At 62.0% G+C, this 26,000-nt stretch carries 21 protein-coding genes and 1 pseudogene; 10 read left to right on the forward strand and 12 right to left on the reverse strand.

Translation table 11 applies throughout. From position 1 onward, the window contains the following. Positions 1-114: 114 nt before the first annotated feature. Positions 115-714, forward strand: a pseudogene (locus ACYAS9_RS12005) (methyl-accepting chemotaxis protein); the annotation flags it as partial. Positions 715-726: 12 nt separating this feature from the next. Here ACYAS9_RS12005 and ACYAS9_RS12010 read toward each other — a convergent pair. The 7 genes from ACYAS9_RS12010 to ACYAS9_RS12040 form a co-directional block, all read right to left on the reverse strand. After that, positions 727-1,839: an MFS transporter gene (locus ACYAS9_RS12010; RefSeq protein WP_463568918.1), complete on the reverse strand. Its 1,113-nt coding sequence runs from the start codon at positions 1,837-1,839 to the stop codon at positions 727-729. A gap of 248 nt (positions 1,840-2,087) precedes the next feature. Next, positions 2,088-4,031 carry a response regulator gene (locus tag ACYAS9_RS12015; RefSeq protein WP_463568517.1) on the reverse strand — a complete coding sequence of 648 codons (1,944 nt, stop codon included), beginning with the start codon at positions 4,029-4,031 and terminating at the stop codon, positions 2,088-2,090. Further along, a complete protein-coding gene (locus ACYAS9_RS12020) occupies positions 4,021-4,884 on the reverse strand; it encodes a sensor histidine kinase (protein WP_463568518.1) in 864 nt (287 codons plus the stop codon). The genes ACYAS9_RS12015 and ACYAS9_RS12020 overlap by 11 nt, the downstream gene beginning before the upstream one ends. Beyond that, positions 4,877-5,887, reverse strand: coding sequence for an ATP-binding protein (locus ACYAS9_RS12025; protein WP_463568919.1), 1,011 nt, complete (start codon positions 5,885-5,887; stop codon positions 4,877-4,879). Before ACYAS9_RS12025 ends, ACYAS9_RS12020 begins: the two co-directional genes overlap by 8 nt. Next, entirely contained in the window at positions 5,884-6,288 is a 405-nt protein-coding gene (locus tag ACYAS9_RS12030; protein WP_463568519.1) for an anti-sigma regulatory factor, read from the reverse strand. The genes ACYAS9_RS12025 and ACYAS9_RS12030 overlap by 4 nt, the downstream gene beginning before the upstream one ends. Continuing rightward, entirely contained in the window at positions 6,285-6,647 is a 363-nt protein-coding gene (locus tag ACYAS9_RS12035; RefSeq protein ID WP_463568520.1) for an STAS domain-containing protein, read from the reverse strand. The genes ACYAS9_RS12030 and ACYAS9_RS12035 overlap by 4 nt, the downstream gene beginning before the upstream one ends. A gap of 4 nt (positions 6,648-6,651) precedes the next feature. After that, positions 6,652-7,503 carry an STAS domain-containing protein gene (locus tag ACYAS9_RS12040; RefSeq protein WP_463568521.1) on the reverse strand — a complete coding sequence of 284 codons (852 nt, stop codon included), beginning with the start codon at positions 7,501-7,503 and terminating at the stop codon, positions 6,652-6,654. Positions 7,504-7,793: 290 nt separating this feature from the next. Between ACYAS9_RS12040 and ACYAS9_RS12045 the strand changes: the two genes are divergently transcribed. After that, entirely contained in the window at positions 7,794-8,348 is a 555-nt protein-coding gene (locus ACYAS9_RS12045; RefSeq protein ID WP_463568522.1) for a DUF6891 domain-containing protein, read from the forward strand. A gap of 22 nt (positions 8,349-8,370) precedes the next feature. On the opposite strand, the gene ACYAS9_RS12050 is transcribed toward ACYAS9_RS12045, so the two are convergent. Together ACYAS9_RS12050 and ACYAS9_RS12055 are read right to left on the reverse strand one after the other, a co-directional pair. After that, complete coding sequence (locus ACYAS9_RS12050) at positions 8,371-9,285, reverse strand: transporter substrate-binding domain-containing protein (protein WP_463568523.1); 915 nt, start codon at positions 9,283-9,285, stop codon at positions 8,371-8,373. 86 nt (positions 9,286-9,371) lie between these two features. After that, positions 9,372-10,571: an MFS transporter gene (locus tag ACYAS9_RS12055; RefSeq protein ID WP_463568524.1), complete on the reverse strand. Its 1,200-nt coding sequence runs from the start codon at positions 10,569-10,571 to the stop codon at positions 9,372-9,374. A gap of 365 nt (positions 10,572-10,936) precedes the next feature. Between ACYAS9_RS12055 and ACYAS9_RS12060 the strand changes: the two genes are divergently transcribed. After that, positions 10,937-12,652, forward strand: coding sequence for an amidase (locus tag ACYAS9_RS12060; RefSeq protein WP_463568525.1), 1,716 nt, complete (start codon positions 10,937-10,939; stop codon positions 12,650-12,652). A 98-nt stretch (positions 12,653-12,750) separates the two neighbouring features. Next, complete coding sequence (locus ACYAS9_RS12065) at positions 12,751-15,216, forward strand: UvrD-helicase domain-containing protein (RefSeq protein ID WP_463568526.1); 2,466 nt, start codon at positions 12,751-12,753, stop codon at positions 15,214-15,216. 1 nt (position 15,217) lies between these two features. Here the strand turns inward: ACYAS9_RS12065 and ACYAS9_RS12070 are convergent, their stop codons facing one another. Continuing rightward, positions 15,218-15,478, reverse strand: a complete 261-nt coding sequence (locus ACYAS9_RS12070) for a DUF1652 domain-containing protein (protein ID WP_463568527.1) — start codon at positions 15,476-15,478, stop codon at positions 15,218-15,220. A gap of 333 nt (positions 15,479-15,811) precedes the next feature. On the opposite strand from ACYAS9_RS12070, the gene ACYAS9_RS12075 reads away from it, so the two are divergent. Then, the gene (locus tag ACYAS9_RS12075) at positions 15,812-16,891 is read left to right on the forward strand and encodes a polyamine ABC transporter substrate-binding protein (RefSeq protein WP_463568528.1); all 1,080 of its coding nucleotides are present in this window, start codon (positions 15,812-15,814) and stop codon (positions 16,889-16,891) included. Positions 16,892-16,898: 7 nt separating this feature from the next. Here the strand turns inward: ACYAS9_RS12075 and ACYAS9_RS12080 are convergent, their stop codons facing one another. Further along, positions 16,899-17,690 (reverse strand): AraC family transcriptional regulator, encoded by a 792-nt coding sequence (locus tag ACYAS9_RS12080; RefSeq protein ID WP_463568529.1) that lies wholly within the window; start codon positions 17,688-17,690, stop codon positions 16,899-16,901. A gap of 116 nt (positions 17,691-17,806) precedes the next feature. On the opposite strand from ACYAS9_RS12080, the gene ACYAS9_RS12085 reads away from it, so the two are divergent. From ACYAS9_RS12085 to ACYAS9_RS12095, 3 genes are all read left to right on the forward strand, one after another. After that, positions 17,807-18,694 (forward strand): EamA family transporter, encoded by an 888-nt coding sequence (locus ACYAS9_RS12085; RefSeq protein WP_463568530.1) that lies wholly within the window; start codon positions 17,807-17,809, stop codon positions 18,692-18,694. Positions 18,695-18,977: 283 nt separating this feature from the next. Then, positions 18,978-19,652, forward strand: a complete 675-nt coding sequence (locus tag ACYAS9_RS12090; RefSeq protein ID WP_463568920.1) for a hypothetical protein — start codon at positions 18,978-18,980, stop codon at positions 19,650-19,652. 83 nt (positions 19,653-19,735) lie between these two features. Beyond that, complete coding sequence (locus ACYAS9_RS12095; RefSeq protein ID WP_463568531.1) at positions 19,736-20,632, forward strand: polysaccharide deacetylase family protein; 897 nt, start codon at positions 19,736-19,738, stop codon at positions 20,630-20,632. Between the two features lie 16 nt (positions 20,633-20,648). Here the strand turns inward: ACYAS9_RS12095 and ACYAS9_RS12100 are convergent, their stop codons facing one another. Next, a complete protein-coding gene (locus tag ACYAS9_RS12100) occupies positions 20,649-21,548 on the reverse strand; it encodes a LysR substrate-binding domain-containing protein (protein ID WP_463568921.1) in 900 nt (299 codons plus the stop codon). A gap of 172 nt (positions 21,549-21,720) precedes the next feature. On the opposite strand from ACYAS9_RS12100, the gene ydiJ reads away from it, so the two are divergent. Together ydiJ and ACYAS9_RS12110 are read left to right on the forward strand one after the other, a co-directional pair. Then, positions 21,721-24,762, forward strand: a complete 3,042-nt coding sequence (ydiJ, locus tag ACYAS9_RS12105) for a D-2-hydroxyglutarate dehydrogenase YdiJ (protein ID WP_463568532.1) — start codon at positions 21,721-21,723, stop codon at positions 24,760-24,762. A 105-nt stretch (positions 24,763-24,867) separates the two neighbouring features. Beyond that, positions 24,868-25,974 carry a Gfo/Idh/MocA family protein gene (locus tag ACYAS9_RS12110; RefSeq protein WP_463568533.1) on the forward strand — a complete coding sequence of 369 codons (1,107 nt, stop codon included), beginning with the start codon at positions 24,868-24,870 and terminating at the stop codon, positions 25,972-25,974. Positions 25,975-26,000 lie beyond the last annotated feature (26 nt).

Raw genomic sequence — 26,000 nt, forward strand, 5'->3', positions numbered from 1 at the left:
AATGAAATGAGTGCAGCGGTGGATGAAGTTGCACGTAATGCCGCCTCGGCGTCCGAGGCGGCACAGGCTTCCAACGACGCGACCCAGAGCGGGCATCAGCGTTTGGGGCAGACGATCAAGTCCATTCACAGTCTCTCGGACAATGTTCAGGGCACGGCTGTGCAGATCAATGGCTTGGCGCAACAGGCCCAGGACATCAGCAAGGTGCTTGATGTGATTCGGGCGATTGCAGAACAAACCAATCTGCTGGCGTTGAATGCGGCGATCGAGGCGGCGCGGGCCGGCGAGCAGGGGCGTGGATTTGCCGTGGTGGCTGACGAAGTCAGAGCGCTGGCGCATCGTACGCAGCAGTCGACGACCGAGATCGAGACGATGATTGCCGGTGTGCAGAACGGCACTTCAAGCGCCGTCAGTGCGATGCAAAGCAGTATCGAGCAGGCCAGGGTGACACTGGGGCAAGCCGATGATGCCGGCAATGCCTTGCAGGTGATTGCCGATGCCATCGTGCAAATCAACGAGCGCAACCTGCAGATTGCGACAGCGTCCGAGCAGCAGGCGCATGTCGCAAGGGAGGTTGACCGCAACCTGATCAGTATTCGCGACCTGGCCAGTCACAGCGCCGAGGGAGCGAGCCAGACGGCCGTCGCCAGTCATGAGTTATCGCAACTGGCGGTGGGCCTCAATTCTGTGGTGATGCGCTTCAAGCTGCATTGATGGCGCGCGGGGTTACGCCTGCTTGCCGCGTACCCCGATCGCATAAACCGCCAGCCCCAATACCGCCATTGCGGCGCCTACATAGCCGGTTGAGGTCCAGCCCCAACCGGCGGCGATGGCCATGCCGCCCAGTAACGGGCCGATGGCATTGGCCAGGTTGAACGCTGCGTGGTTGGAGGCTGCCGCCAGGGTTTGGGCGCCCTTGGCGATGTCCATCAGGCGGGTTTGCAGCACCGGGCCCAAGGCAATCATGGTGCCGACACAGGCAATCGCCGGCAGCAGGGTCCAGATCGAATGGGCGGCAAACGGGAAGGCCAGTAGCACGACAATCGACCAGACCAGCACGATGCCGATGGCTTGAGCGCCATAGCGGTCGAACAGGCGGCCGCCGACCACATTGCCGATCACTGCGCCGCCGCCGAAGCAGGCCAGGGCGATGGGAATCCAGCTTTGTGCGGCACCGGTGACTTGCAGCAGCGTTGGCGCCAGGTAGCTGAACACGCAGAACATGCCGGCAAAGCCGGTGGAGGCGATCAGCAACAGCAGGCCGATTTGCGGTTGGCAAAACGCTTTGAGCTCATGCGCGACGCTGGTGGCCTGGGGTTTATCGCCGGCCGGCAGCAGGCACTGGACAAGGATGCAGGTCAGCGCGGCAAGCGCCGCCACGACCACGAACGCATAGCGCCAGTCGAGCAGCTGCCCCAGCCAGGTGGCCAGCGGGTTGCCGATCAGCATGGCCACGGTCAGGCCCATCAGCACGGTGCTGACGGCGGCGCCGCGTTTGTGCAGTGGGCTGATCGAAGCGGCGGCCAGGGCGGCGACGCCGAAATAGGCGCCGTGTGGCAGGCCGCTGATAAAGCGCGCCAGCATGGCGCCGTGATAATCGCTGACCAGTGCGCTGGCCAGGTTGGCCACGGCATAGAACAGCATCAGGGCAACCAGCAGGGTTTTGCGTCGCAGTTTGCTGCCGAGCATGGCCAGCACCGGCGCGCCGATCACCACACCCAGCGCATAGGCGCTGATCAGGTGGCCGACCTGTTGTTCGTTAACGTCAAGCCCGCGGGCGATTTCGGGCAGCAGTCCCATGATGACGAATTCGCTGGTGCCGATGGCGAAGCTGCCCATCGACAGGGCCAGCAGAATCCAGAACCGCAATCCGGCGCTTGGCGCTATGTTGTCGCTTGTTGACACGTAATAACCTCATTAATAACCGTGGATGCCCCATAGAAGCGCGCTCTGCCGGAGTGCCGGCCAACCCGTGACCGAGTGCGTTAGCGTTCGCAAAATCTCGGAAACGCTGAAAGTTTACGACTGCTCACGCAGCCGGTCGCGGGCAGAGCGCGCTCCTGCAAAAGCTGGCGAATATACGCGAATCACCCCCCGGCCAGTGTGCGCCCGACCTTCTCCAGCAATTCGCTGATCTGGAACGGCTTGATCAGCATGTCCATGCTGTCGCCGAGAAACACCTGTCGGTTCATGGCGCCTGCCGCATAGCCGGTCATGAACAGGATTGGCAGGTCGGGGCGTGAAAAACGTGCACGTTCGGCCAGTTCGCGGCCGTTCATGCGGGGCAAGCCGACATCGGTGAGCAGCAGGTTGATCGAGGCATCGTCTTGCAGGTGCTGCAAGGCGCTGTCGACATCTTCGCAGGCGGTGCAGCGGTAGCCTGCGTCGATCAGCACTTCGGCGACGAACATGCGCACCGAGGCTATATCGTCGACGATCAATACATGCTCGCCGGCGCCTTGCGGAGGCGGCGTGTGTGCGGGCCGCTCGGCGCTTACCTGCTCTTGGCTGGCCGGCAGCATGATAGTCACTTCGGTGCCACGCCCGGCGACGCTGCGAATGCTGGCATTGCCGGCTGACTGGCGGGCAAAGCCGTAAATGCTCGACAACCCGAGCCCGGTGCCCTGGCCCAGCGGCTTGGTGGTGAAGAACGGGTCGAAGACCTTGTCGATCAGGGTGTGGTCGATGCCGGTGCCGTCGTCGCGCACGCTCAGTGCCACATAGGCGCCGTCAGCCAGGTTCGGGTCGCCATTGGAATGCGCCATGTAGGTCGCGATCCAGATATTGCCACCCATCGGCAAGGCATCGCGGGCGTTGATCACCAGGTTGAGCAAGGCGCTTTCGAGCTGGTTGGGGTCGACCAGGGCGACGGCGGCATGCGTCGTCAGCTCAAATTGCAGGGCAATGCGTTCACCGATGGTGCGCTGCAGCAATTCTTCGAGTGAGCGTACGCGCTCGTTGACGTTGACCGGCCGGGTGTCGAGCGGTTGCTTGCGGGCAAAGGCCAGCAGCCGGTGAGTCAGGGCAGCGGCGCTCATGGCCGAGTTCAGGGCGGCCTCGGTGTAGAGCTGGACCTTGTCGAGCCGCCCATCGCCGATGCGCTTGTGGATCAGTTCCAGGCTGGTGATGATGCCGGTCAGCAGGTTGTTGAAGTCATGGGCGATGCCGCCGGTAAGGTTGCCCAGTGCGTCCATTTTCTGCACTTGCAGCAACTGCGCTTCGGTACGCGCCCGCTCGGCCACCTCGATGGCCAGTTGCGTGTTGGCAGTGTCCAGTTGCGCCAGGTGCGAGCGCTCGCGGTGGCGGTGTTCGGTGACATCTTCGACAAACACCAGGCTCAGGCCCGGTGTGCGATACGGCGAGAGCTGCCATTGGGTTTCACGCAGCTGGCCCTGCACGCGCATGGTCAGTGAACCCTGCCAGCGTTCATCGTCGACCAGCCGCCGGCGCAGTTCATCGATCAGATCGCCTTGCTCGGCAGCAAAGCACTCGTCCAGGCCCTGGGGATTGCGGTTGTCCTGAGTCAACTGGCTGAAGGCACGGTTACATTCATGCACCTTCAGGTGTGCGTCCAGTACGGCAATGGGCGCCGAGACATTGACAAAAATCTCTTGAAACTGCGCCTCGCTTTCACGCAGGGCGTTCTCGGTATCGCGCACCCGCAGCAACGTGCGCAAGGTGGCCAGCAACACGTCCGGGTCGACGGGATGAATCAGGTAGGCGTCGGCGCCGGCGTTCAGGCCGGTGATGATGTCGCCGGTCTGGATCGACGCCGCCGACACATGAATCACCGGCAGCAAGGCGGTGAGCGGGTCGGCGCGCAGGCGGCGGACGATGTCGAAGCCGCTCATGTCCGGCAGGTTGACGTCGAGGATCAGCGCATCGGGTTGCTCGGCGTCAAGCAGGCTCAGGCCTTCACTGCCAGTGCCGGCTTCCTGCACCGCATACCCGTGTTTTTCAAGACGCCGGCGCAGGGCATAGCGGGTGGCGGTGTTGTCGTCGACGATCAGCAGGCGGATCTCACGCTTCATCAGCGGCGTCCTCGGCGATCGCCAGCGGAATCACCACAAAGAAGCTCGAACCTACGCCCGGTGTGCTTTCGACGCCAACCCGGCCACCGAGCAGCGCGGCAAAGCGTTTACACAGCGACAGGCCCAGACCGGTGCCACGCAGGCGCTTTTGCAACGGCGAGTCGACCTGAGAGAAGTCTTCGAACAGTTTGTCGTGCAGCTCCGGGGCGATGCCGATGCCGGTATCGGTTACCGCAAAACGGATCTGGCCGTCGCCTTCCAGTTGCGCCGAGACCCGCACCTCGCCATGGGCGGTGAATTTCAGCGAGTTGGCAATGAAGTTACGCAGGATCTGCGCCAGCTTCTTGTCGTCGGTAAACAGCTGCGGCAGGCCTTGCGGCTCTTCGAAGATCAGGTCGACGCTGCCGGTGTCGACGATAGGCCGGAACATGCCGCGCAGGGCGGCGAACAGGTCGAGCATGTCGAACCAGGCCGGCGAGATGCTGATGCGCCCGGCCTCGATCTTGGCTAGGTCGAGCAGATCGTCGACCATGTCGCTCAGCTCGCGGGTGGCGGTACTGACGAACGCCACCTGTTTGTGCTGCTCGATGCTCAGCGGCCCGTCGAGTTCGTCGGTCAGCAGGCTGGTGATGCTCAGGATCGAGCCCAGCGGGGTGCGGAATTCATGGCTCATGTACGACAGGAAGCGGCTCTTGAGGTCCGACGCCTGGCGCAACTGTTCGGCCTGGGTGTCGAGCTCGGAATACAGCGCCAGCACGCCCTGGTTGGTTTCATCCAGCTCGGCACGCAAGGCGGCGTTTTCGTCTTGCAGGCGCTTGATCAGCGCTGCCGGGTCGTTGCTGATGTCAGTCATGCTCAGCCTCCAGTGTCAGCACGATGACAGTGACGTCGTCACGGCCGCGACTGAAGTCGCGGTGCAGGACCGTGGCGATTACGGCGGGATGACGGTGCACCAGGCCGGGGTAGTCCTGCAGGTTCCAGCGAGACTGCAAGCCGTCACTGTACATGATCAAAAGGTGTCCATTGACGTGGGGGTAATCGAACGATTGTGCCTTGCGGTACTGGGTGCCGACGATGCCGGGGTGCGAGGCCAGGCCTCTGGCGCGCTCGGGGTTGATCAGGCTGGCGCCGATATTGCCGATGCCCGTAAAGCTCAGGCGCCCGCTGGAGGCCTGGTACTGGGCGATGGCCGCCGCGCCGCCGCGAGTGCCGCCCATGGCATGGTGCAATTCGTCCATCAGCTGGGTGGGCGTGGTAAACGGCGCCTGGGCAAAGGCCTGCTCGCCAGCGCGCGCCGCCAGCTCTGCGTCCGGGCCGTGGCCCAGGCCGTCGATGACCAGGGCGCTGAAACTGGCGCCCTTGACGTTCAGGTGCCAGACATCGCCACAGGCCGGATCGTCGTGCAAGGAATGCTGGCTGACCCCGAATGACAGGTCCGCCGCCTTGTCGCCGCGCTGGTACAGGCGGGCGAGCAGCACCGTGCCACGTTGATCGGCGTAGACATCGAAGACGTTGGCCAGGCGCGCGATGGCGCCCAGGCCGATGCCTTGCGTGCCGCCGGTAGAAAAGCCGTCGGCCAGGCAGGCGTCGAGATCAAAGCCCTGGGCGCGATCGACTGCCAGCAGTTCGATGCCGAAACCCTCCGGGCGCGGCAGGACGCGCAGGTGCAGCTCGCCATGGCTGGCGTGCTTGAGCAGATTGCTGGTCAGTTCGGTGGTGACCAGCGCCACGCGCCCGGCATCGGTTTCGTCGAAGCCATGGTCTTCGGCGAGTTTTTGCGCGCAGCGGCGGGCATGGCCGATCTGGCTGCTGTCTTCGATCAGCAGAACCCAGGTCAGGGTGCCGCTCAGGGTCATGTCCATCGGGTAATCGTTATCCGGGTGCCTTGGCCTGGTGCGGTGTCCAGTTCGAATTCATCCACCAGACGCCGCGCGCCGGTCAGGCCCAGCCCCAGGCCACCGCCTGAGGTCCAGCCGTCGGTGAGCGCCAGCTTGAGGTCGGGAATGCCGGGGCCTTCATCGCGGAAGGTCAGGCGCAGGCCGACCCGCGTGCTGTCATCGAGGATCTGCCAATCCATGTCGCCACCGCCGCCATAGACCACGGTGTTGCGCGCCAGCTCACTGACCGCCGTGACCATCTTGGTCAGGTCGACCAGGCGCATGCCGCACTCGGTGGCCAGCTTGCGCGCAGTCTGGCGCGCCAGGACCACGTCTTGCTCGATGGCGATCGGTTGGGTGCCGCTGCTGCGCTCGATCATCGCAGGGCCACTCGCTCGCGCAGCCGTTGCATGCCGCGCTCGACATTCAGGGCGGTGCTCACGCCGGGCAGGTCCATGCCCAGTTCGACCAGGGTGATGGCCACGGCCGGCTGCATGCCGACCAGCATGGTTTCGGCGTCCATGATCCGCGAAAGGCCGGCAATGGTGCCGATCATGCGGCCGATGAACGAGTCGACCATGTCCAGCGCCGAGATGTCGATCAGTACGCCGCGAGCCGAGGTTTTGCTGATCAGCTCGGCCAGGTCGTCTTGCAGGGTCAGGGCCAGCTGGTCATGCATGTCGACCTGAATGGTCACCAGCAGAAACTCGCCCATGCGCAGAATCGGAATTCTGTCCATGCTCTCAGACCGCTTTGCTGAGGTTGATGCCCAGGCGGGTCAGCGCCAGTTTCAAGGCATCCGACAGATTGGCCTTGGTCACCACGCCTTGCAGATCAAGCCCCAGGTGCACGATGGTCTGGGCGATTTGCGGACGCACGCCACTGATGATGCAATCGGCGCCCATCAGGCGGATGGCGGTCACGGTCTTGAGCAGGTGTTGGGCCACCAGCGTATCGACGGTGGGCACGCCAGTGATGTCGATGATGGCGAGTTCAGAACCGGTGTCGACGATGCGTTGCAGCAGCGACTCCATGACCATCTGCGTGCGTTGCGAGTCCAGGGTGCCGATCATCGGCAGGGCCAGCACGCCGTCCCACAGCTTGACCACCGGGGTCGACAGTTCCAGCAGCTCTTCTTGCTGGCGCTTGATCACCGCTTCCCGGGATTTCTGGAACGTGGCAATGGTGTGCAGGCCCAAGGCATCGAACAGGTCGGAAATTTCCAGAAGTTGCTCGGCCAGTTGCGCCGGGTCATCTTTGAAATGGCTTTGCAGCAGGTTGAACAGCGGGCCTTTCAGGGAAAAAATGAAGTTGGCGGTTTGCTGCGAGTCCTGACCGAGCAGGGCACGGCTGGCCGAGAGCTTTTCCAGAAACTGGCGGGTGTCGGCCCAGCCGGCGGCGGCTGTCGAGGTGCCGTGGCCGTTTTCCAGGCCGCTGATCACCAGTTGCAGAAACTCGGCGGTTTGCTGTTGCAGGTCCTGTTCCTTGATGTTGCGGGTGGCGCCTTTGGCTTGCAGGCCCTTGAGCCACTCTTCCAGCAAGTGCGGCTGTTTATTCTTGATCGCATCGATTGTGCCGATCTGCAGTACTGCCATGTGACTCGCTCCCCGAATAATAAACGCCGGCTCCCCCAAGAGTATCGGCGTACGACACTGACCTTGACGGCTCAAAAAAGTTGAAGCAACTGTGCAGTCTGCATCGAAAATTTTCCGACAGGCTGACCTGTATCAATGCCGCGCAGAATAATTGAATCTCTGGCGGCAGAGAATAGACCTGTTGAGTCTTCTGTGTATTGAAATCATTGAGTTATGGGCAGCGGAACCGCGTTGGCGTGTGCCGGTCGGTATGTTGTAGCCATTTGCAGATGAATCTCAGGGAACCTGCCATGAACGAAGACGAACGCTATGTCGCCAACAGCATCCGGATGTGGGTATGGTCCGGGTACTACACGGCCGATGAAATGGTCGACATGGTCGACGACATTCTTGAAGACGATTGCAACGGCGCGATGCTCAAGCGCCTGGTCGAGCCGGAGTTGCACAACAAGCTAGAGGCCGAGAAGTCATGGCCTTCCGTTACGCCCTGCGATCGTCTCGATGCCGTGTTCTATCACTTGCACGAGGCGGGTATCTGCGCGCTGGGCAATGCCGGCTACACCATGTCCGATGGTTTTGCTGAAGTCGCCGAGGCCACGCACGATGCGCCTGACCGGCATTACCATGGTTTTTGTTTCTACCACGGCCAGGATGTGGCGCGGGCGATTGAAGAGGGCGGTTTGATGATCGCTTTCGGTGCGATGGCCGACGACCCTGCGCAGAGTCTGGAAGTGGCGCGGACGGTGTGTGATGCACTGAAAGCCGCAGGCTTCGATGTGGCCTGGGACGGCACGATCAAGCAACGTATCGAGATTCCGGGCTTTCAGTGGCTGCGCCGCAGCTGATAAGCGCATAAAACGGAGTGTTTCAGCTCTCTTTGCTCAGCGCCGCCTGGTCAGTCGGTTCGGCAATCAGGCGCTTGAGCTCGCGGCTCATCGGGAAATTCAGGTTCAGGCCCTTCGGCGGAATCGGCTGGTTGAACCATTTGTCATAGATGGCGTTGATTTCACCCGAGCTGAACAGCGCCTTGATGGCACCGTCCACAACGGCTTTGAAGGCTACGTCGTCCTTGCGCATCATGCAGCCATAAAGATCCTGGGATTGTGCCGTGCCGGTCAAGACCCAGTCCTGCGGCTGCCTGGCCTTGGCACGTTCGCCGGCCAGCAAGGCGTCATCCTGCATGAAAGCCACTGCGCGGCCGGTTTCCAGAATCTTCCAGGACTCACCGATGTCCTTGCCCGAGATAATATTCATGCCCATGCCGTTGCTGGCATTCATGACTTTGAGCAAACGCTCGGAGGTGCCGCCGGCCGTGGTGACGACATTCTTGCCGCGCAGATCATTGAAGTCCTTGTAGGCAGAGTCTTGTCGGGACAACAGTCGGGTATTGGCGGCGAAAATACCCACCGAGAAGTCAACTTGCCGGGCGCGCTCTTCAGTATTGGTAGTTGAACCGCATTCCAGGTCCACGGTGCCATTCTGTACCAGTGGAATACGGTTCTGCGCAGTGATCAGGTTGTACTTGACCTTCAGCGCAGGAAGTTGCAGTTGCTGGCCAATACTTTCCACGATGCGCATTTGAATATCCTGCGAATAGCCGACCGGTTGCCCCGTCAGGTCTGCCATATAGGAAAACGGAACCGACGAGTCCCGATGGCCGACAGTGATGACGCCACTTTCCCGGATTTTTTTCAATGTGCCGGTGTAGGGCTCGGCCGTCGCGTGCGATGTAGCCAGTGCGATCAGCAATGCCGCACCGACCGATATTCCAGAAGAACGCATGCCGGGTACCTCTGTGATGGGCTCCTTGAGAACTGAATTTATCACCGCGTGCGAGGGGCGCAGTAGTCGGCGAAAACACAGATCAGCTATAGCGTCCCGGCATGGGTCTTGTGGTGCTGCGCCACCAGCCATGCCAGCCACAGGCACAGGCCAAAAGCGATCAGCGCCATGGCCGTCAGCAGGTGAATCACCGCATCGCTGCCCCAGGTGGCGATCACATAGCCGCATGCCAGGGGCGCGGCGGCCTGGGCGAGCAGGGCGGGGCGTGCCATGCGCCCGGACACCACGGCGTAGTCCGAGGCGTGGACCACCACCATCGGCAAGGTGCTTTTGACAATCGCCCGCAAGCCGTTGCCGACGCCGTAGCACAGCAGGCCCCAGATCACCAGGTCCGGTGCGAAGTCGACCAGCAACAGGCCCAGCGCGGTCATGCCGCTGGACAGCAGGGCGGTGAACATCGGCGCCTGGCGCTTGAGCAGCAAGTCGCCTATCCGGCACAGCACCTGCGCCGGACCTATCAGCGCCCCCAGCGCAATCGCCGACGCCAGGCTATGGCCGCGCGCCTGCAAGACGGTGAGCAGGACGATGGACAGGCAGGTCATCAAGGCGGCGGCAATCGCGAACAGCAAGGTCATGCACCAATAGATCGCTGGCGCCAGCGCTTGCCCGTTACCGCCAGCGGCTTTGCTGCTGGCCGGCATCGGCACATGTTCGGCCAGCGCGTAGCGGTACAGCGGAAACAGGGTGAACAGCACGATGACGCCCAGCACCGCGCAGGTCATGCGCCAGCCCATGGCGTGGTCCATGATCGCCAGCAGCGGCCAGATCAGGGTCGTGGTGAAGCCGGAAATCAACGTGATGCCGACAATCACCGGCCGTGCCTTCATGCCGTACATCGCCCCCAGCGAGGTGAACAGCGCGTCATACAGACCGGTGGCCATGGCCGCGCCGAGCACCACCCAGGCCAGCAGAAACACCGGCAGCGACGGCGCGATGGCCAGCAAACCCAGGCCCGCCGCGAGAATCAGGCCATGCGCGCCCAGTACCTTGCGCCCGCCCACCCGCGCAATCAGCCGCCCGCACAAGGGTGACAACAGGGCCGCCACCAGTAAACCGAGCGAGGCACCGCCCAGCACCCATTGATGTGGCCAGCCGGTGTCGGCGGCGATAGGGTCGGCCAGCACGCCGAGCAGATAGAACGAGCCGCCCCACGACAGAATCTGCAGCAGGCCGAGCAAGACGATTTTGGTGCGGTTGGGGCGTTGGGGATCGGTGACGGTGTTCAAACGGGATCCTTCGATAACGGCTTGGCCCTGGATGGCAAGGCCGTAGCGGAAACGGTATGCAGTACGCCTCATGCGCGACCGCTGCGGGTCGCAGCTTAGCGGCTCGGGACCGTGTGTTACAGACTGTTTTTGGCATAACTGTTATCGAATCAGCGTCGCCTTTGCGCAGGCCAGACCATCTGGCAAGCCAATCCTGCCTCCGGGGTTGTCTGCGCCTGGCTGCAATCAGACAATGCAGCGGTGCTTATTGACGGCACTGGTCAGCCCTGTCGAAATGGCCCGCTTCTAACGTAACGCCTGCCGTAACACCTGCCGTAGCGCCTATAGCTGAAGCGCTTCGATCCGAACCTTGAGTGAACACGTCCATGCTAGAAGTCACCGAAGTCTCCATTGCCCAGTTGCGCGACGCGCTCGAGTCGGGCCGTACTACGGCCGTCGAGCTGGTCAAGGCCTATCAGGCGCGTATCGACGCCTTTGATGCCCCAGGCACGGCAACGGCGCTCAACGCTGTGGTGGTGCATAACCCTGAAGCCCTTGCTGAAGCAGCCGCCTCCGATGCCCGGCGTGCCAGCGGCAAAACCCTTGGCCCACTGGATGGCATTCCCTACACCGCCAAGGACAGCTATCTGGTCAAGGGGCTGACCGCCGCCTCCGGCAGCCCGGCCTTCAAGCACCTGATTGCGCATAAGGATGCGTTCACGGTCGAACGCCTGCGCGCCGCCGGCGCCATTTGCCTGGGCAAGACCAATATGCCGCCGATGGCCAATGGCGGCATGCAGCGCGGCGTCTATGGCCGGGCCGAAAGCCCCTATAACGCCGATTACCTGACCGCGCCCTTCGCGTCCGGCTCCTCGAACGGTGCCGGCACCGCCACGGCCGCCAGCTTCGCCGCTTTCGGCCTGGCCGAAGAAACCTGGTCCAGCGGGCGCGGGCCGGCCTCCAATAACGGCTTGTGCGCCTACACGCCTTCGCGCGGGGTGATTTCGGTGCGCGGCAACTGGCCGCTGACCCCGACCATGGATGTGGTCGTGCCGTATGCGCGGACCATGGCCGACCTGCTGGAAGTGCTGGATGTGGTGGTGGCCGACGATCCCGACACCCGCGGCGACCTCTGGCGGCTGCAGCCCTGGGTGCCGATCCCTGAAGCCTCCACGGTGCGCCCGGCTTCATATCCTGCGCTGGCGGCAGGGCCTGGTGCGCTGGCCGGCAAGCGCTTTGGCGTGCCGAAGATGTTCATCAACCAGGACCCGGAAATGGGCACCAGCGAGGCGCCGGGCATCGGCGGCCCGACCGGTCAGCGCATCGACACCCGGCCGACGGTGATCGACCTTTGGCAGCAGGCGCGCCAGGCCTTGCTGGCGGCCGGTGCCGAGGTCGTCGAAACCGATTTTCCGCTGGTGTCCAACTGCGAAGGCGACCGTCCCGGCGCGCCCACAGTGTTCAATCGCGGCCTGGTGTCCAAAGCCTTTATGCACGACGAGTTGTGGGAACTGTCGGGCTGGGCGTTCGACGACTTTTTGCGAGCCAATGGCGATCCGGCGCTGAACCGTCTTGCCGATGTCGATGGCGCGCGGATCTTCCCCCACGACCCCGGCACCTTGCCCAATCGTGAAGACGAGCTGGCGGCGGGCATGGACGAATACGTCAACATGGCCAAACGCGGGATCACGCCCTGGGACCAGATCGCGACGCTGCCCGATGGCCTGCGCGGCCTGGAGCAGACCCGGCGCATCGACCTTGAAGAGTGGATGGATCGACTGGGGCTGGACGCGGTGGTCTTCCCGACGGTGGCCGATGTGGCGCCGGCCGATGCCGATGTCAATCCGGCCGCCAACGACATTGCCTGGCGCAACGGCATCTGGGTCGCCAACGGTAACCTTGCCATTCGCCATCTGGGCGTGCCGACCGTCACTGTGCCGATGGGCGTGATGGCCGACATCGGCATGCCGGTCGGCCTGACTTTCGCCGGGCGTGCCTACGACGACAATGCACTGCTGCACCTGGCCTCGGCCTATGAAGCCACAGGGCCAAAACGCCAGGTACCGCCGCGCACGCCGCCGTTGCTGAAGACCGCGCTGTAAGGCGTTGATAGCCAGGCGCCAGCCACGCAATAGGGCTGGAGCCTGGCGGCAATTTTGGTCACCATAGGCAGTCTTTGAAGCCCTTCACGGAAAACTGCGTGCCTGACGAACTGCCCTCTGCGTTGCCTCCTGAACTTGCCATCGACCTCGTTGAAACGCAGCGCTTGCCCTGGTTCAAGCGGGTGTTGTCGCGGGTACTGGGCGGTGGTTTGAACGGGCTGGGTGCCCAGCACAAGGCGTCCTGGATGCAGGGCCACACCGACGGTTACCTGGCCGGCCATAGCGAAGGCCTGCGTGAAGGCTATGGCGAAGGGCATCTGGATGGCGTCGAGCGCGGCCGGCAGATGCTGCTGATCCGCGATACCCGACCCGAGCAGCATCGTGGGCCGCAGATCGAGGATCACCTGTTTGAAGACTGGCGCCTGCCACTCACGCCCGAACTGAAAAAGCGCTTCAAGGCCGATGTCGCGCAAACGCTGGCGGCCCATGCCCAGCCCAGTGCCGCGCAATGGAAGATGATCCTCAGCGATACACCCTCGACCTATGTCATCGCCGGTGCCGGTGCAGGCAAGTCGACCTCGCTGGTGCTGCGCATCCTGCTGTTGACCCATTATCTGGGCTTCGAGCTGGACAGCATGACCGTGGTGACTTTCACACGCGAGTCGCGCAAGGACTTCATCGCACGCCTGATCGAGATCATGGCGCTGTGGGGCCACGCCTTGAGCCCGCGTCAGGGCCGCGAACTGGTGCGCACCTTTCACTCGCGCATCTTGCCGCTGGTGCGCAGCCTGCCGGGTTTCGAACAGTTGCAGGCGTTCGAGAACATGAGCAGCCAGCAGCACAATGATGCCGATATCGACAGCAACCCGTTCGATCTGCGCATCAACGACGCCCAGCGTCAGGCACTCAACCTCTGCTATCGCGATTTGTATCAGCGCGATGAGCGCTTTCGTCAGGTGATTACGCCGTTGTACCGCCAGGCCCGGCAGCTCAGGACGCTGGAGCGCGACCACCCTGATGTGCAAAAACGCCTGGCCGTCACTGAACTGTCGGCCAAGCGCGATGAAGACTGGTGCAACAGCGTCGAGGATTTATGGAAGCGTGCCCGCGCCTGGCCAATCAAAGGCATCAAACCTTCGCGGCAGACGATGCAGATCAACGGCCATGCCTTTCACGTACACGGTTACGCCGCCGAGCTGGATGCCTGGGTGGTGCTGGGCGTGGATGAGGGCGAAGACCGCGAACTGAAACGCCCCGACGCCAAGTTGCCGCTGTGGGCCGAAGGGGTGATCAAGCGCACGCTGTTCCAGGCCTTTTGCTCCAAACCGGTGATCTGGCTCGACAGCTACCAGAGCGGTGGGCAATTGCTGGGCAATCTGGCTGGCAAGGCGGTGGCAGGTCCCGGCTTTGAATACAAGGTGAAAGGTGAACTGGTCAGCGCGCCGTTGCTCGACTGTTTTGTCGCCGCCGCAGGCTTTATCGAAAACCTGGGCCTGGATGTGCCGGCGGCCGTGGCGCAGATGAGCTTTGCCAGCGACGATCCGGACCGGTTCTTTTTCGAAGGGCTGAGCCTGTTCTGGAAGGCCTTCGAGTCGCACCTGCTGGACCTGAGCCCGCCGGTGATGACCTACAACCGCATGTTCGCGCTGTTTGGCGAGAACGCGCCGGAGAACCTGACGCAACTGTCCGATGAGGTCTTGCGACCGCTGTCGCACCTGATGATCGATGAATTCCAGGACGTGTCGCCGCAGATTGTCTCGTGGCTGCGCGCCAGCCTGCGCGAGATTCGCCGCCGGGGCCCGGCGATGCAGGCCGGACGCAAGGCCAGTTACAGCTCCTTGCTGTGCGTCGGTGACGACTGGCAGTCGATCTACGGCTGGCGCGGCAGCTCGCCGCACTATTTCATGGCCTTTACCGAGACGTTTTCCGCGCCGGCCACGACGCGGGTGATGCTCAGCGAGAACTACCGCAGCCATCAGCACATCATCGACGCGGCGGAGCATATCGTCCGCGCCGCGCCGGCGATTGCCGGCAAGAAAGCCAAGGCCAGCGGCGCACAGCAGGAGCTGTGGCCAGTGACGGTGCTTGATCGCGACGACCAGACGCTGTTCGAGCGTGTTCAGGCCCATTACCAGCAAGGTGACAGCATCTTGCTGCTGTACCGCAAGGGCAGTGAGCGGCAACGTTTTGACCCGCAGTTGCAAGGATTGCTGGGCAGTGACCAGTCCCGACGAATCAAGACCCTCAGTTATCACAGCGCCAAAGGTTTGCAGGCCGATGCGGTGTTTCTGCTCGGCGATTGCCAGCACCTGACCCAGTCACCGGCCAAGAACCAGCTGTATCGCCTGGCCGGGTTGGGGGAGAAGGGCGAGCTGCAAGCGTTCGACAAGGCGCAGCAGGACGAAGTCTTGCGCCTGGCCTACGTTGCCATCACCCGCGCGGTGCGCCAGTGCTACTGGTTTATCGATGCGCAAGATAACACCACCGCACCCAAGGCCTCGGATCGGGTCGCCACCGACAAGCCGTTCTTCGACGATCGGCGCAGCCAGTCGCTGCGCGGCTGAATCAGGACATTTGCAGGCGTGTGAGCGGCTGACTGAACAGCTCCATTTCCGCCTCGATGGCTTCAATGATGATTTCCACGTCACGGGCATGCATCACCGTGGCACACGGCAGGCCGGCAATGGCAACCAGTGTTTCGCCGCTGGCACGATTGAACAGGCGGACAATCATGCTGCTGGGGGCATCCATGCTGGCTTCGAAGCCGACTGGATGGAAATGCCAGCGCATCAGCTGGCAGGCATTGGGGAATGTCACCTTGTTCATGAGACCCACCTGTTACATACGGGCACCGGTCGATGCTCAGCGTGGCAGGGCAAGACGTCTCTGCGCAGGTCCGTTTGTCCGATTATCAAACCCACGACGTCGGGCAAATCCCTACAGGGTTGTCAGAAATGTCCTGATTGAGCATTGAACATAGCACTGCATTGCGAAACAAGAAGAAATATTTGTCGGACGGTCGGGCCTCTTGCGAATTCCATGATGTGAATCAACTTTGAGTCGCTTTGTTCTGTGGCTTCTATGGCAGCCATAGGCATTTTCCGTTGAAGCATTGTCCGATAGAAGGCAAGCTGATGGCTCGAAGTCGAGGGCTGCGCCATGTTAAGAACCATCATCCTGGGATTGTTGCTGGCGGCCCCGGTCAGCCACGCGGCTGAAGTCGTCAACATCTATAACTGGACCGACTACATTGCCGCCGACACCCTCAAGAACTTCCAGGCGGCCACTGGCGTCAAGCCCACCTACAAGACTTTCCTGAGCAACGAAGAGCTTAACGCCAAGCTTCTGGCCCGAGGCTCGGGCTATGACGTGGTGTTTCCCTCGGTGCATTTTCTGGCGCGGCAGGTCGAGGCCGGCGCACTCAAGACGCTGGACCGGCGCCAGTTACCCAACTGGAACAACCTCAACCCGGTGCTGTTGCGGGCCTTGCAGGTCAATGACCCGGATAATGCCCATGGTTTTCCCTACCTCTGGGGCAGCACCGGCATCGGCTTCAACCGGGCCAAGGTCAAGGCCGTGCTGGGTGACACTGTGCCGCTGGACTCGTGGGACCTGATTCTCAAACCCGAGAACATGAAGAAGCTGGCGGAATGCGGCGTTGCGCTGATCGACAATGCTCCCGAGATGCTGCCCATTGCCCTTAATTACCTGAGGCTGGACCCGCACAGTGAAAATCCTGCCGATTACACCAAGGCCGAAGCCTTGCTGGCCGGTGTGCGGCCCTATGTGCGTTATTTCCACCTCAACAGCTACATTGCCGACCTGGCCGAAGGCAAGATCTGCGTCGCGGTAGGCTTCTCGGGCGATATCTCCCAGGCTCAGGAACTGGCGGTCAAGGCCGGCAGTGACGTGAACCTCGATTACGTGGTCCCCAAAGAGGGCGCGCCGATGTGGTTCGACATGGTCGCGATGCCCGTCGATGCCCCCAACGAAAAGGCTGCCTACGCCTACATGAACTACCTGCTGCGCCCCGAGGTGATTGCCAATATCACCAACCAGATGCATTACGCCAACGGCAACGAAAAGGCCGATGCCCTGATCGCGCCGCAGTTATGGAACGACACCACGGTCTATCCGAACGCCGACATGGTCAGCCGCATGTTCGTTCTGCAGGCGGTCAAGCCTGAGGTTGAAACGCTGCGCAACGAGGTCTGGGCGCGGATCAAGCTCGGTCAATAAGTGCCCTTTACAGGCCGTTATCGTTTGCCTCCAGGACATACCGGCTCGGCACTTCACCGAGTGCGCGTTTGAATACGGCGGTAAAGGCACTTGAGCTGCTGTACCCCAACTCCATCGCAACCCGTGTCACGGATTCGCCGTGGCCCAGGCGGACCACGGCGGCGAGCAAGCAGGCTTGTTGTCGCCATTCGATGTAACTGACGCCGGTATGAGCTCTGAACAACCGGGTAAAGGTGCGCCGGCTCATCGCGGTGCGCTGTGCCATGTCATCGATGCTTACCTCCAGAGAAGGGCTGCTCAGAAACTCACGGCATGCCTGGGCGAGGCGAGGTTCCTGGGGCAAGGGCGCATTGAGCAAAAGCGCCGGCATCGCGGCAATTTCGTGCAGCAACAAACCCGTCAGGTGGCCAGCGTAGCCATCGCTGACAACGCCTGTCGAGACCTGCATCGCCTTCATCAGCAACTGCCGCAGCAGCGCCGACACCTCTACAACCTGGCAATGCGCCGGTAACTTCAAGCGTTGTGCTGCCTGCTCGCTGACATAGGTATTGAGCATGGTCACCGGGCCACGCATGTGCATGGCGTGCGCCAGCCGGGCGGGCACCCAGACAGCGCGCTGGGGCGGCACGACCCAGTTGCCATCGTCGGTCAATAACGTGATGACGCCCCGCGCGGCGTAGGCGAACTGCCCGCGCTGATGACTATGGGAGGCGAACACCTCACCGTCGGCATAGTCGCAAGCGGTCACCACGGCATCGTGTGGCAAGCTCTGGTCGGTGTCTGAAGTGATTATGGGCATGGCCCGATTCTAATGATAATTGGCCTTGGATCGAAAGCAGGCCATGCCGGTTTCTTGCATATTTCCTCAGTAAATCAAGCACCTCCGCTTGGCGATCTGAGAAAAGACACGTAACCATGCAGAAAAAACACCTGTTACTCGCCGTGTTGGTCACGGCCGTCTGGGGAATTAATTTCCCTGTGACCAAACTCGGTCTTGCCGATATCGATCCCTTGCTGCTGACCGCGCTGCGCTTCACGCTGGCGGCCTTGCCGTGGGTGTTTTTCGTCAAGCGTCCGCCGGTGGCGGTGCGCTGGCTGGCCGCCTATGGGTTGATTTTTGGCGTGGCCATGTGGGCGTTGATCAACCAGGGCATCGCACTCGGTGTGCCACCGGGCAGCGCTTCGCTGCTGATCCAGTTCAGCGCTTTCTTTACGCTGGGATGGGGCGTGCTGGTGTTCCGTGAGCGTTTCACCTGGCCGCAATTGATTGGCAGCGTGCTGGCAGCGATCGGGCTGGTCGGGATGTTGTCAGGCAGCGCCGGTAAAGGCACCACGGTCGGCTTCATGCTGCTGATCGCCAGCGCGTTCGCCTGGAGCGTGGGCAATGTCGTCATCAAGGTGTCGAAGGTGCAGGAGATTTTTGCCTTCGTGGTGTGGGCAAGCCTGTTCCCACCGATACCGCTGTTTTTGCTGACATGGTTGTCACACGGCACCGAACCCTTCACGGCGCTGCCTGCGCATTTACATGCTGTCACCATTTTTTCGCTGGCCTTTCAGGTCTATGGCGCTACGCATTTTTGCTACTGGGGCTGGAACCTGCTGTTGCGCGAGTACCCGGTTTCAGCGGTGGCGCCGATGTCGCTGCTGATCCCTGTATTCGGCATTGCCAGCACCCTGGTGATCCTCGGCCAGCGCCCCGGCACTTGGGATCTGGCCTGCATGGCGTTGATTCTGCTGGCGCTGGCGGTTGGTTCAAGGCCGGGACGCGGGGTGCTTTCACGGCGCACGGCTTCTGAGTCGTGACGTTTTTCTGACAAATGACATGGTATGTTTCCGTCCTCTTTGCAACAGAACGACTTTTTCCCACTCCTATAGTGGGATTTGGATGTCCAAGAAGTAGAAAAATCCTACATATCGTCGGGCTTCTTCATACGGAAACATACTGCAGCTAGCCTTCACAGAAGCTACCCGCGGGACTGGAATACCACCTTTCGAACGGACTCACGAACCCGCCAGGTCTGGCAACGTTGCCGCAGTGACTGGACAAAATTGCATTTATAAAAACCTGCACCGGATTCAACTCATGATTAACCGTGTCAAATCTTCTCTGACCCAATGGCGCCATCGCCGCTGGTTGGCATTGCCTGCTGTATTAGGCGCCTCGGCAGTGTTGTGGTTTGCCAGCGGCGAAGGTGTCATGGCCGACCCCAAGAACGGCACTCAGACCCTGGTGTTTCTGCGCCACGCCGAAAAGCCGGCCATGGGCCTGGGCCAATTGAATTGCCAGGGCCTGAACCGTGCCCTGGATCTGGCGGAACTGCTGCCCAATGAGTTCGGCAAGGCAGACTTCATTTTTGCCGCCAACCCGAGCCGGCATGTCGAAGAGGGCGAGGGCGACCTGTCCTACAGCTATATCCGCCCATTGATGACCATCGGCCCCAGCGCAATCAAGCTCGGCTTGCCCGTCAACATCGATTTCAGCGCCAACGACACCAGCGACCTGGCCCACGAATTGATGGCCACCAAGTACCACGACTCGACCATCTACACCGCCTGGTCCCATGGCTATCTGCCGGACCTGGTCAACAAGGTCGCGCAAGAAGCGTCAGGCAAGAAAATGACCCTGATCGATGACTGGACCGGCGATGACTTCGATTCGCTGCTGGTCATGACCCTCAAGTGGACCAACGGCAAAGCCACGCTGGACTATCAGATTCATAAGCAGAACCTCAATAACGGCACGGTGAACTGCCCGACCTGATCGGTGTGCCCTGCAAGCGGCAGTAGCGCGAAAGGGCTGCTGCCGCTAGTGTGTGCAGCTTTTCGCCCAAGCACCGGTCCTTAATGAAAACCGTTTTTGTCGCCCTATGGCTGTCTGCCGCTTGCCTGTTGTCAGGCTGTATCGGCGCACCGTTACCCCTGACCGAACAGACCGCCGAGCAACTGCGCCAGGTGCCGCCGGTGCGTTTTGTGCTGACCTTCGACGACGGTCCCAGTGGTTCGAGCTTTTATAACCCCACCGAGCGGGTGCTTGACGATCTGGCCGACAACCCGGTGCAACCCGGCATCAAGGCGGTATTTTTCGTGCAGACCGGCGCAGTGGGCGGTGGCGGCACCGACAAGGGCCGTGAAGTGATGCGCCGCCAGGGCCAGGAACTGCATGTGCTGGGCTTTCACAGCAGCACGCCACGGCACACCAACCATCGTTCGCTCAGCCCCGAAGCACTGGAGCAATCGTTGAGCGAGGGCGTGCAGATCATCGAAACCCAGACCGGCCAGCACGCCACGCTGGTGCGCCCGCCGTTCTGGAATTACGACCATCGCACCTTTGCGGCCTATCAACGCCATGGCCTGCACGTGTTGCTGACCGACCTGAGCGCCAACGACGGCAAGATCTGGGGCTTCAACATGAGCCCGCGCCGCCGCGCGCACTTCTTGCGCCAGGTCTCGGAGGTGCGCGAGCGCGTTGCTCGCGGCCAGTTGCCGGCGGTCGATGGCGCGACGCCGGTGGTAGTGACCTTCCACGACATCAACCGCTACAGCGCACGGCATATCCAGGAATACCTGCAAATCCTCATCGACAGCGCCCGCCAGGACGGCCTGCCGCTGGCCGCCAAACCGTTCTACGACGACCCCGCCGAACTGCAACGCGCCGCCATGGCCCGCACCGTCAAGGATGGCCAGACCATCGTGCATTTGCCGGGATTATGGGATTGGGTCTGGGACCATAACGGGCATTGAGCCTAAAGGCTCAGGCTCAACGAACAGCCGCATTGGCCAGCAACCAGTCCCTGAACACGCACAACGACGGCAAATTCTGAAACCGCGTCGCGTACGCCAGATAATAACTGCGGCCGCTGTCCATTGGCTCGAACAGGCTGATCAGTTCACCGCGCGCCAGTTCATCGCGCACCAGCACGCTGGGCACCAGGGCGATGCCGATGCCGGCCGCTACGGCCTGAATCAGGTGCGAGGTGACTTCAAAACTCGGTCCCGGGCGCAAAACGTGATGGTTCAGGCCGTTGTGCTCGAACCAGTCCGACCAGGCATTGGGCCGCGACACCACGCTGAGCAGCGAGTGCTGGGCGACATCCTGCGGGCGCATGCCTGCATGGCCGGGCAGGGCCGTGGGGCTGGCGATCAGCACCAGCTTTTCAGCCATCAACAGGTGCGCGATATAACCCGGCCAGTTGCCGTTGCCGACGCAGATCAGCGCATTCATGTCCTGCGCAGCTGAACTCAGGTCGGTCATGGCGATGCGCGAATGGATATGCACGACAAAGCCCGGATGCCGGGCGTAAAAGTCATGCATCTGCGGCAACAGCCAGCGCGAACCGAAGGTGGGCAGCACGGCCAGGTTCAATGTGCCGCCTTCAGACTTGTGCGCGATGGTCTGCAAGGTCGCACTGCGAATGCGCCCCAGCGCGGCGGCCAGTTCATGCTGATACAGGGCGCCGGCGGTGGTCAGCTCGATGCGCCGGCCGTCGCGCTTGAACAGCTCGACCTCCAGTTGCGCCTCAAGCGCCTGCACCTGGCGGCTGATGGCGCTCTGGGTCAGGGCCAGTTCGTCGGCAGCCTTGGTGAAACTGCCATGCCGCGCCGCCGCCTCGAAAGCGATCAGCAGCGACATTGAAGGGGTAAGGCGTCGTGGATTCATCGTGGTTAAAACGCTCATTCATAAAACTCATGCAAAAACGCCAGGTTTTACATTTGCCTGATCAACCGTTGTGCCCGAAAATCTGTGTCAACCGTTGATCAGCCGTGTCCGGGCATTGCCGCCAGCATACGTGTTCTGCATATAAAAAGTCTTCGAGACAGGAAGTACCGCCATGATTGCCTTGTTGAAACCCGCTAACGAGCAGGCCGACCTGTATGACCGCTTTCTCGGCGCCCTGGCGCAGGAAGGCTTTGCCGGCGACATCGCCCGCGATCAGGGTTCGCGCACCGTGCTGGCCACCGACAACTCGATCTACCAGCGCCAGCCGCAAGCGGCCGTTTTTCCGCGTGACAGCGGCGATGTCGAGCGGGTTGCGCGCCTGGCTGCCCGTCCCGAATTCAACGCCATCGTCCTGACCCCGCGCGGCGGCGGCACCGGCACCAACGGTCAGTCGCTGACCGACGGGCTGATTGTCGACCTGTCGCGGCACATGAACCGCATTCTGGAAATCAACGTCGAAGAGCGCTGGGTCCGGGTGCAGACCGGCGTGGTCAAGGACCAGCTCAATGCCGCGCTCAAGCCGCACGGGCTGTTCTTCGCCCCGGAGCTGTCGACCTCCAACCGCGCCACCATCGGCGGCATGATCAACACTGACGCCAGCGGTCAGGGCAGTTGCACCTACGGCAAGACCCGCGACCACGTACTCGACCTGTCCACCGTGCTGCTTGGCGGCGCGCGGGTCTACAGCCATGTGATGGACGAGCAGGCCGTGGCCGCCGAACAGGCGCGCAACGACCGTGGCGCCGAGGTCTATCGCTGCGCGCAAGGCATCGCCGACGACAAGGCGCAGTTGATCAAGGACATCTTCCCGCCGCTGAACCGCTGCCTGACCGGCTACGACCTGGCGCACCTGCGCGAAGAAGACGGGCGCTTCAACCTCAACAGCGTGCTGTGTGGCTCCGAAGGTTCGCTGGGCTTTATCGTCGAGGCACGCCTGAACGTGCTGCCGATCCCCAAACACTCGATTCTGGTCAACGTGCGCTACGCAGGCTTCATGGACGCACTGCGCGACGCCAAGGCGCTGATGGCGCTCAAGCCGCTGTCGATCGAGACTGTGGACTCCAAGGTGCTGATGCTGGCCATGCAGGACATCGTCTGGCACGGCGTGGCTGAGTATTTCCCGGAAAACCCTGAAACCCCGACCCTGGGCATCAACCTGATCGAGTTCAGCGGCGATGACCTCGATGACGTCGAGCGCCGCGTGCATGAGTTCGTCGAACACTTGCAGCGCGACACCTCGGTGGTGCGTCTGGGCCATACCTTGGCGGTGGGGCATGCGGCGATGACGCGCATCTACACCATGCGCAAGCGCGCCGTCGGCCTGCTGGGCAACGTCAAGGGCGAGGCACGGCCGCAGCCGTTCGTGGAAGACACCGCCGTGCCGCCGGAAAACCTTGCTGACTTCATTCAGGAATTTCGTGACCTGCTCGACAGCTACGGCCTGCAATACGGCATGTTCGGCCACGTCGACGCCGGCGTGCTGCACGTGCGGCCGATTCTGGACATGAAAGACCCGGCCCAGGCCGCGTTGATCCGGCCGATCTCCGACCAGGTCGCCGCCCTGACCCAGAAACACGGCGGCCTGCTGTGGGGCGAGCACGGCAAGGGCCTGCGTTCGCAATACGTGCCGGGCTATTTCGGCGAGCTGTACCCGTCGTTGCAAGCGCTCAAGGCCGCATTCGACCCGCACAACCAGCTGAACCCCGGCAAGATCGCCACACCGGCCACCGTGCCGAGCGCCACACTGACGCTGGTCGATGAAGTGCAACTGCGCGGCGACCTGGACCGCACCATCGACGAGCGCGTGTGGCAAAGCTATGAAAGCGCCGTGCACTGCAACGGCAACGGCGCCTGCTACAACTATGACCCCAACGACGCCATGTGCCCGTCGTGGAAAGCCACCCGCGACCGCGTTCATTCGCCCAAGGGTCGCGCCTCGCTGATCCGCGAATGGCTGCGCCTGCAAGGCGAGCAGAACATTGACGTGCTGGCAGCCAGCATCAAGGCACGTTCGGCCGGCGCCTTGAGTGGCGTGCTGAACAAGGCCCGCAACAGCATTGCCAGGCTGCGTGGCCAGCAGGATTTCTCTCATCAGGTCTATGACGCCATGGCCGGCTGCCTGGCGTGCAAATCCTGCGCGGGCCAATGCCCGGTCAAGGTCAACGTGCCGGATTTCCGCTCGCGTTTTCTCGAGCTGTACCACACCCGCTATATGCGCCCGCTCAAGGATTACCTGATCGGCTCGCTGGAATTCACCATTCCGCACCTGGCGCGTTTTCCCAAGTCGTACAACGCCATCATGGCCGCCAAACCGGTGCGCTATCTGCTTGAACACGTGGCCGGCATGGTCGACAGCCCGCTGCTGAGCCTGATGGACTTCCGTGCGGCCTGCGCGCGCTGGAACGTCGGCATCGCCACCCCGGAACGCCTGGCGGCATTGAGCCCCGAGCAGCGTCAGCGCACCGTGATCCTGGTGCAGGACGCCTTCACCCGTTACTTCGAAACGCATCTGGCCGCCGATTGGCTGGAGCTGATCAGCCGCCTGGGTTACCAGGTCTATCTGGCGCCGTATGCGCCTAACGGCAAGCCGTTGCAGGTGCAAGGCTTCATGGCCGCCTTTGAAAAGGCCGCCAACTACAACAGCCAGACCCTCAGCCGTTTGCAGGGCTTCGACATTCCGTTGGTGGGCCTGGATCCTGCGATGACCCTGGTCTATCGCCAGGAATACAGCAAAACCCTGGGCGACAACGCACCTACCGTGCTGCTGCCGCAGGAGTGGCTGGCCAACGCGCAACTGCCCGAGCGCGCCGACACTGGCCAGGTGTTCCGCTTCTTGCCGCACTGCACCGAGAAAACCAACGAACCGGGCAGCGTCGGCCTGTGGCAAAAAGCCTACTCGCGCCTTGGCCTGAAGCTGGATGTACTGCCCAGCGGCTGCTGCGGGATGTCCGGCACCTACGGCCACGAAACCCGTAACGTTGCTACCTCGAAAATCATCTACCAGCAATCCTGGCAACCGCTGGTGGCCAAACATACAACGGACGGCGGACTGGTTGCGGATGGCTATTCGTGCCGCAGCCAGGTCAAGCGCCAGGATGGCAAAGTGGTGCTGCATCCGTTGCAGGTGGTGTTGCAGCAGGTGAGGGGGAACTGAGCGCTACGTTTGCCTCTGGGCAAATCTCTCTGAACTTCTAAGCCCCACACGGGCCAATCCTGAAAGGGCAATTTTTTCTTTTGCCCGTTCAAGAGGAGATTCAGGATGCCTACAGCAGACGGCAAGATTCGATATGGCGTGGTCGGCGGCGGCTCGATTTCCCAAGGGGCGTTCATGCCTGGCGTCGGTCAGACCGAGAATTCGGTGCTGACCGCACTGGTTACCGGTGACCCGCAAAAAGCCGATCAACTGGCGAAGCTGTACGGGATCAAGGCGTATCGCTATGAAGACTATGAGCAGTTGCTCACCTCTGGCGAAATCGACGCCGTGTATGTCGCAACGCCCAATTTTCGCCACCGCGAATTCGTGATTCCGGCGCTGGAAGCAGGCATTCATGTGCTGCTGGAAAAACCCATGGCCACTAACGAAGTCGATTGCCACGCGATGATCGAGGCGGCCAACCGTACCGGCAGCAAGCTGATGATCGCCTATCGCCTGCACCACGAGCCGGGCACGCTGGAGATTATCGAGCGCGTGCGGGCCGGGGATTTTGGCGAGCCACGGCTGTTTACCGCGACCTTCACCCAGACCGTGAAAATCACCAATCACCGGGCCAAGCATGGCTTTGCCGCCGGTCCCGTGCCGGACATGGGGCCGTACCCGCTGAACATGGTGCGCCAGTTGTTTGCCGATGAACCAATCGAAGTCACCGCATTTGGCAGTAAAAACCCGGAACACGACATTGGCACCTGGGACACCGTAACCGTGGCGCTGCGCTTTCCGGGCGAGCGGCTGGCGCACTTTACGGTCAGCTATAGCTTGCCGGACAGCGAGCGCTTCCAGTTGATCGGCAGCAAAGGCGAGGTCGAGGCGTCGCCGTGCTTCGGTTATGGCGCAGGCGTAGGCATCGCTTATCGCGCGCATATTGGCGACAACACCCGCGAGCATCTGCAGCCGGTGGTGGATCAGTTTGCTGGCGAAACAGCTTATTTCTCCGACTGCATCCTCAATAACGAGATGCCGGAAGCCGATGGCCAGGAAGGCTGGCGCGATGTGCGCGTGGTAGCGGCGATTGAGCGGGCGCTGGAAACCGGCCAGCCGCAAACGCTGGAAACCTTGCCAGGCCGGCGCGGGACCGACCGGCATCAGCAGCGCCAGTATGAGCTGGCCGAGGTGCCGGGGTTTATCGACACCGAGTCACCGACCGAGTAAGACTGCTCGGCCGGTTTGCACGGTAT

The sequence above is a fragment of the Pseudomonas sp. HP_08 genome, from assembly GCF_055284095.1.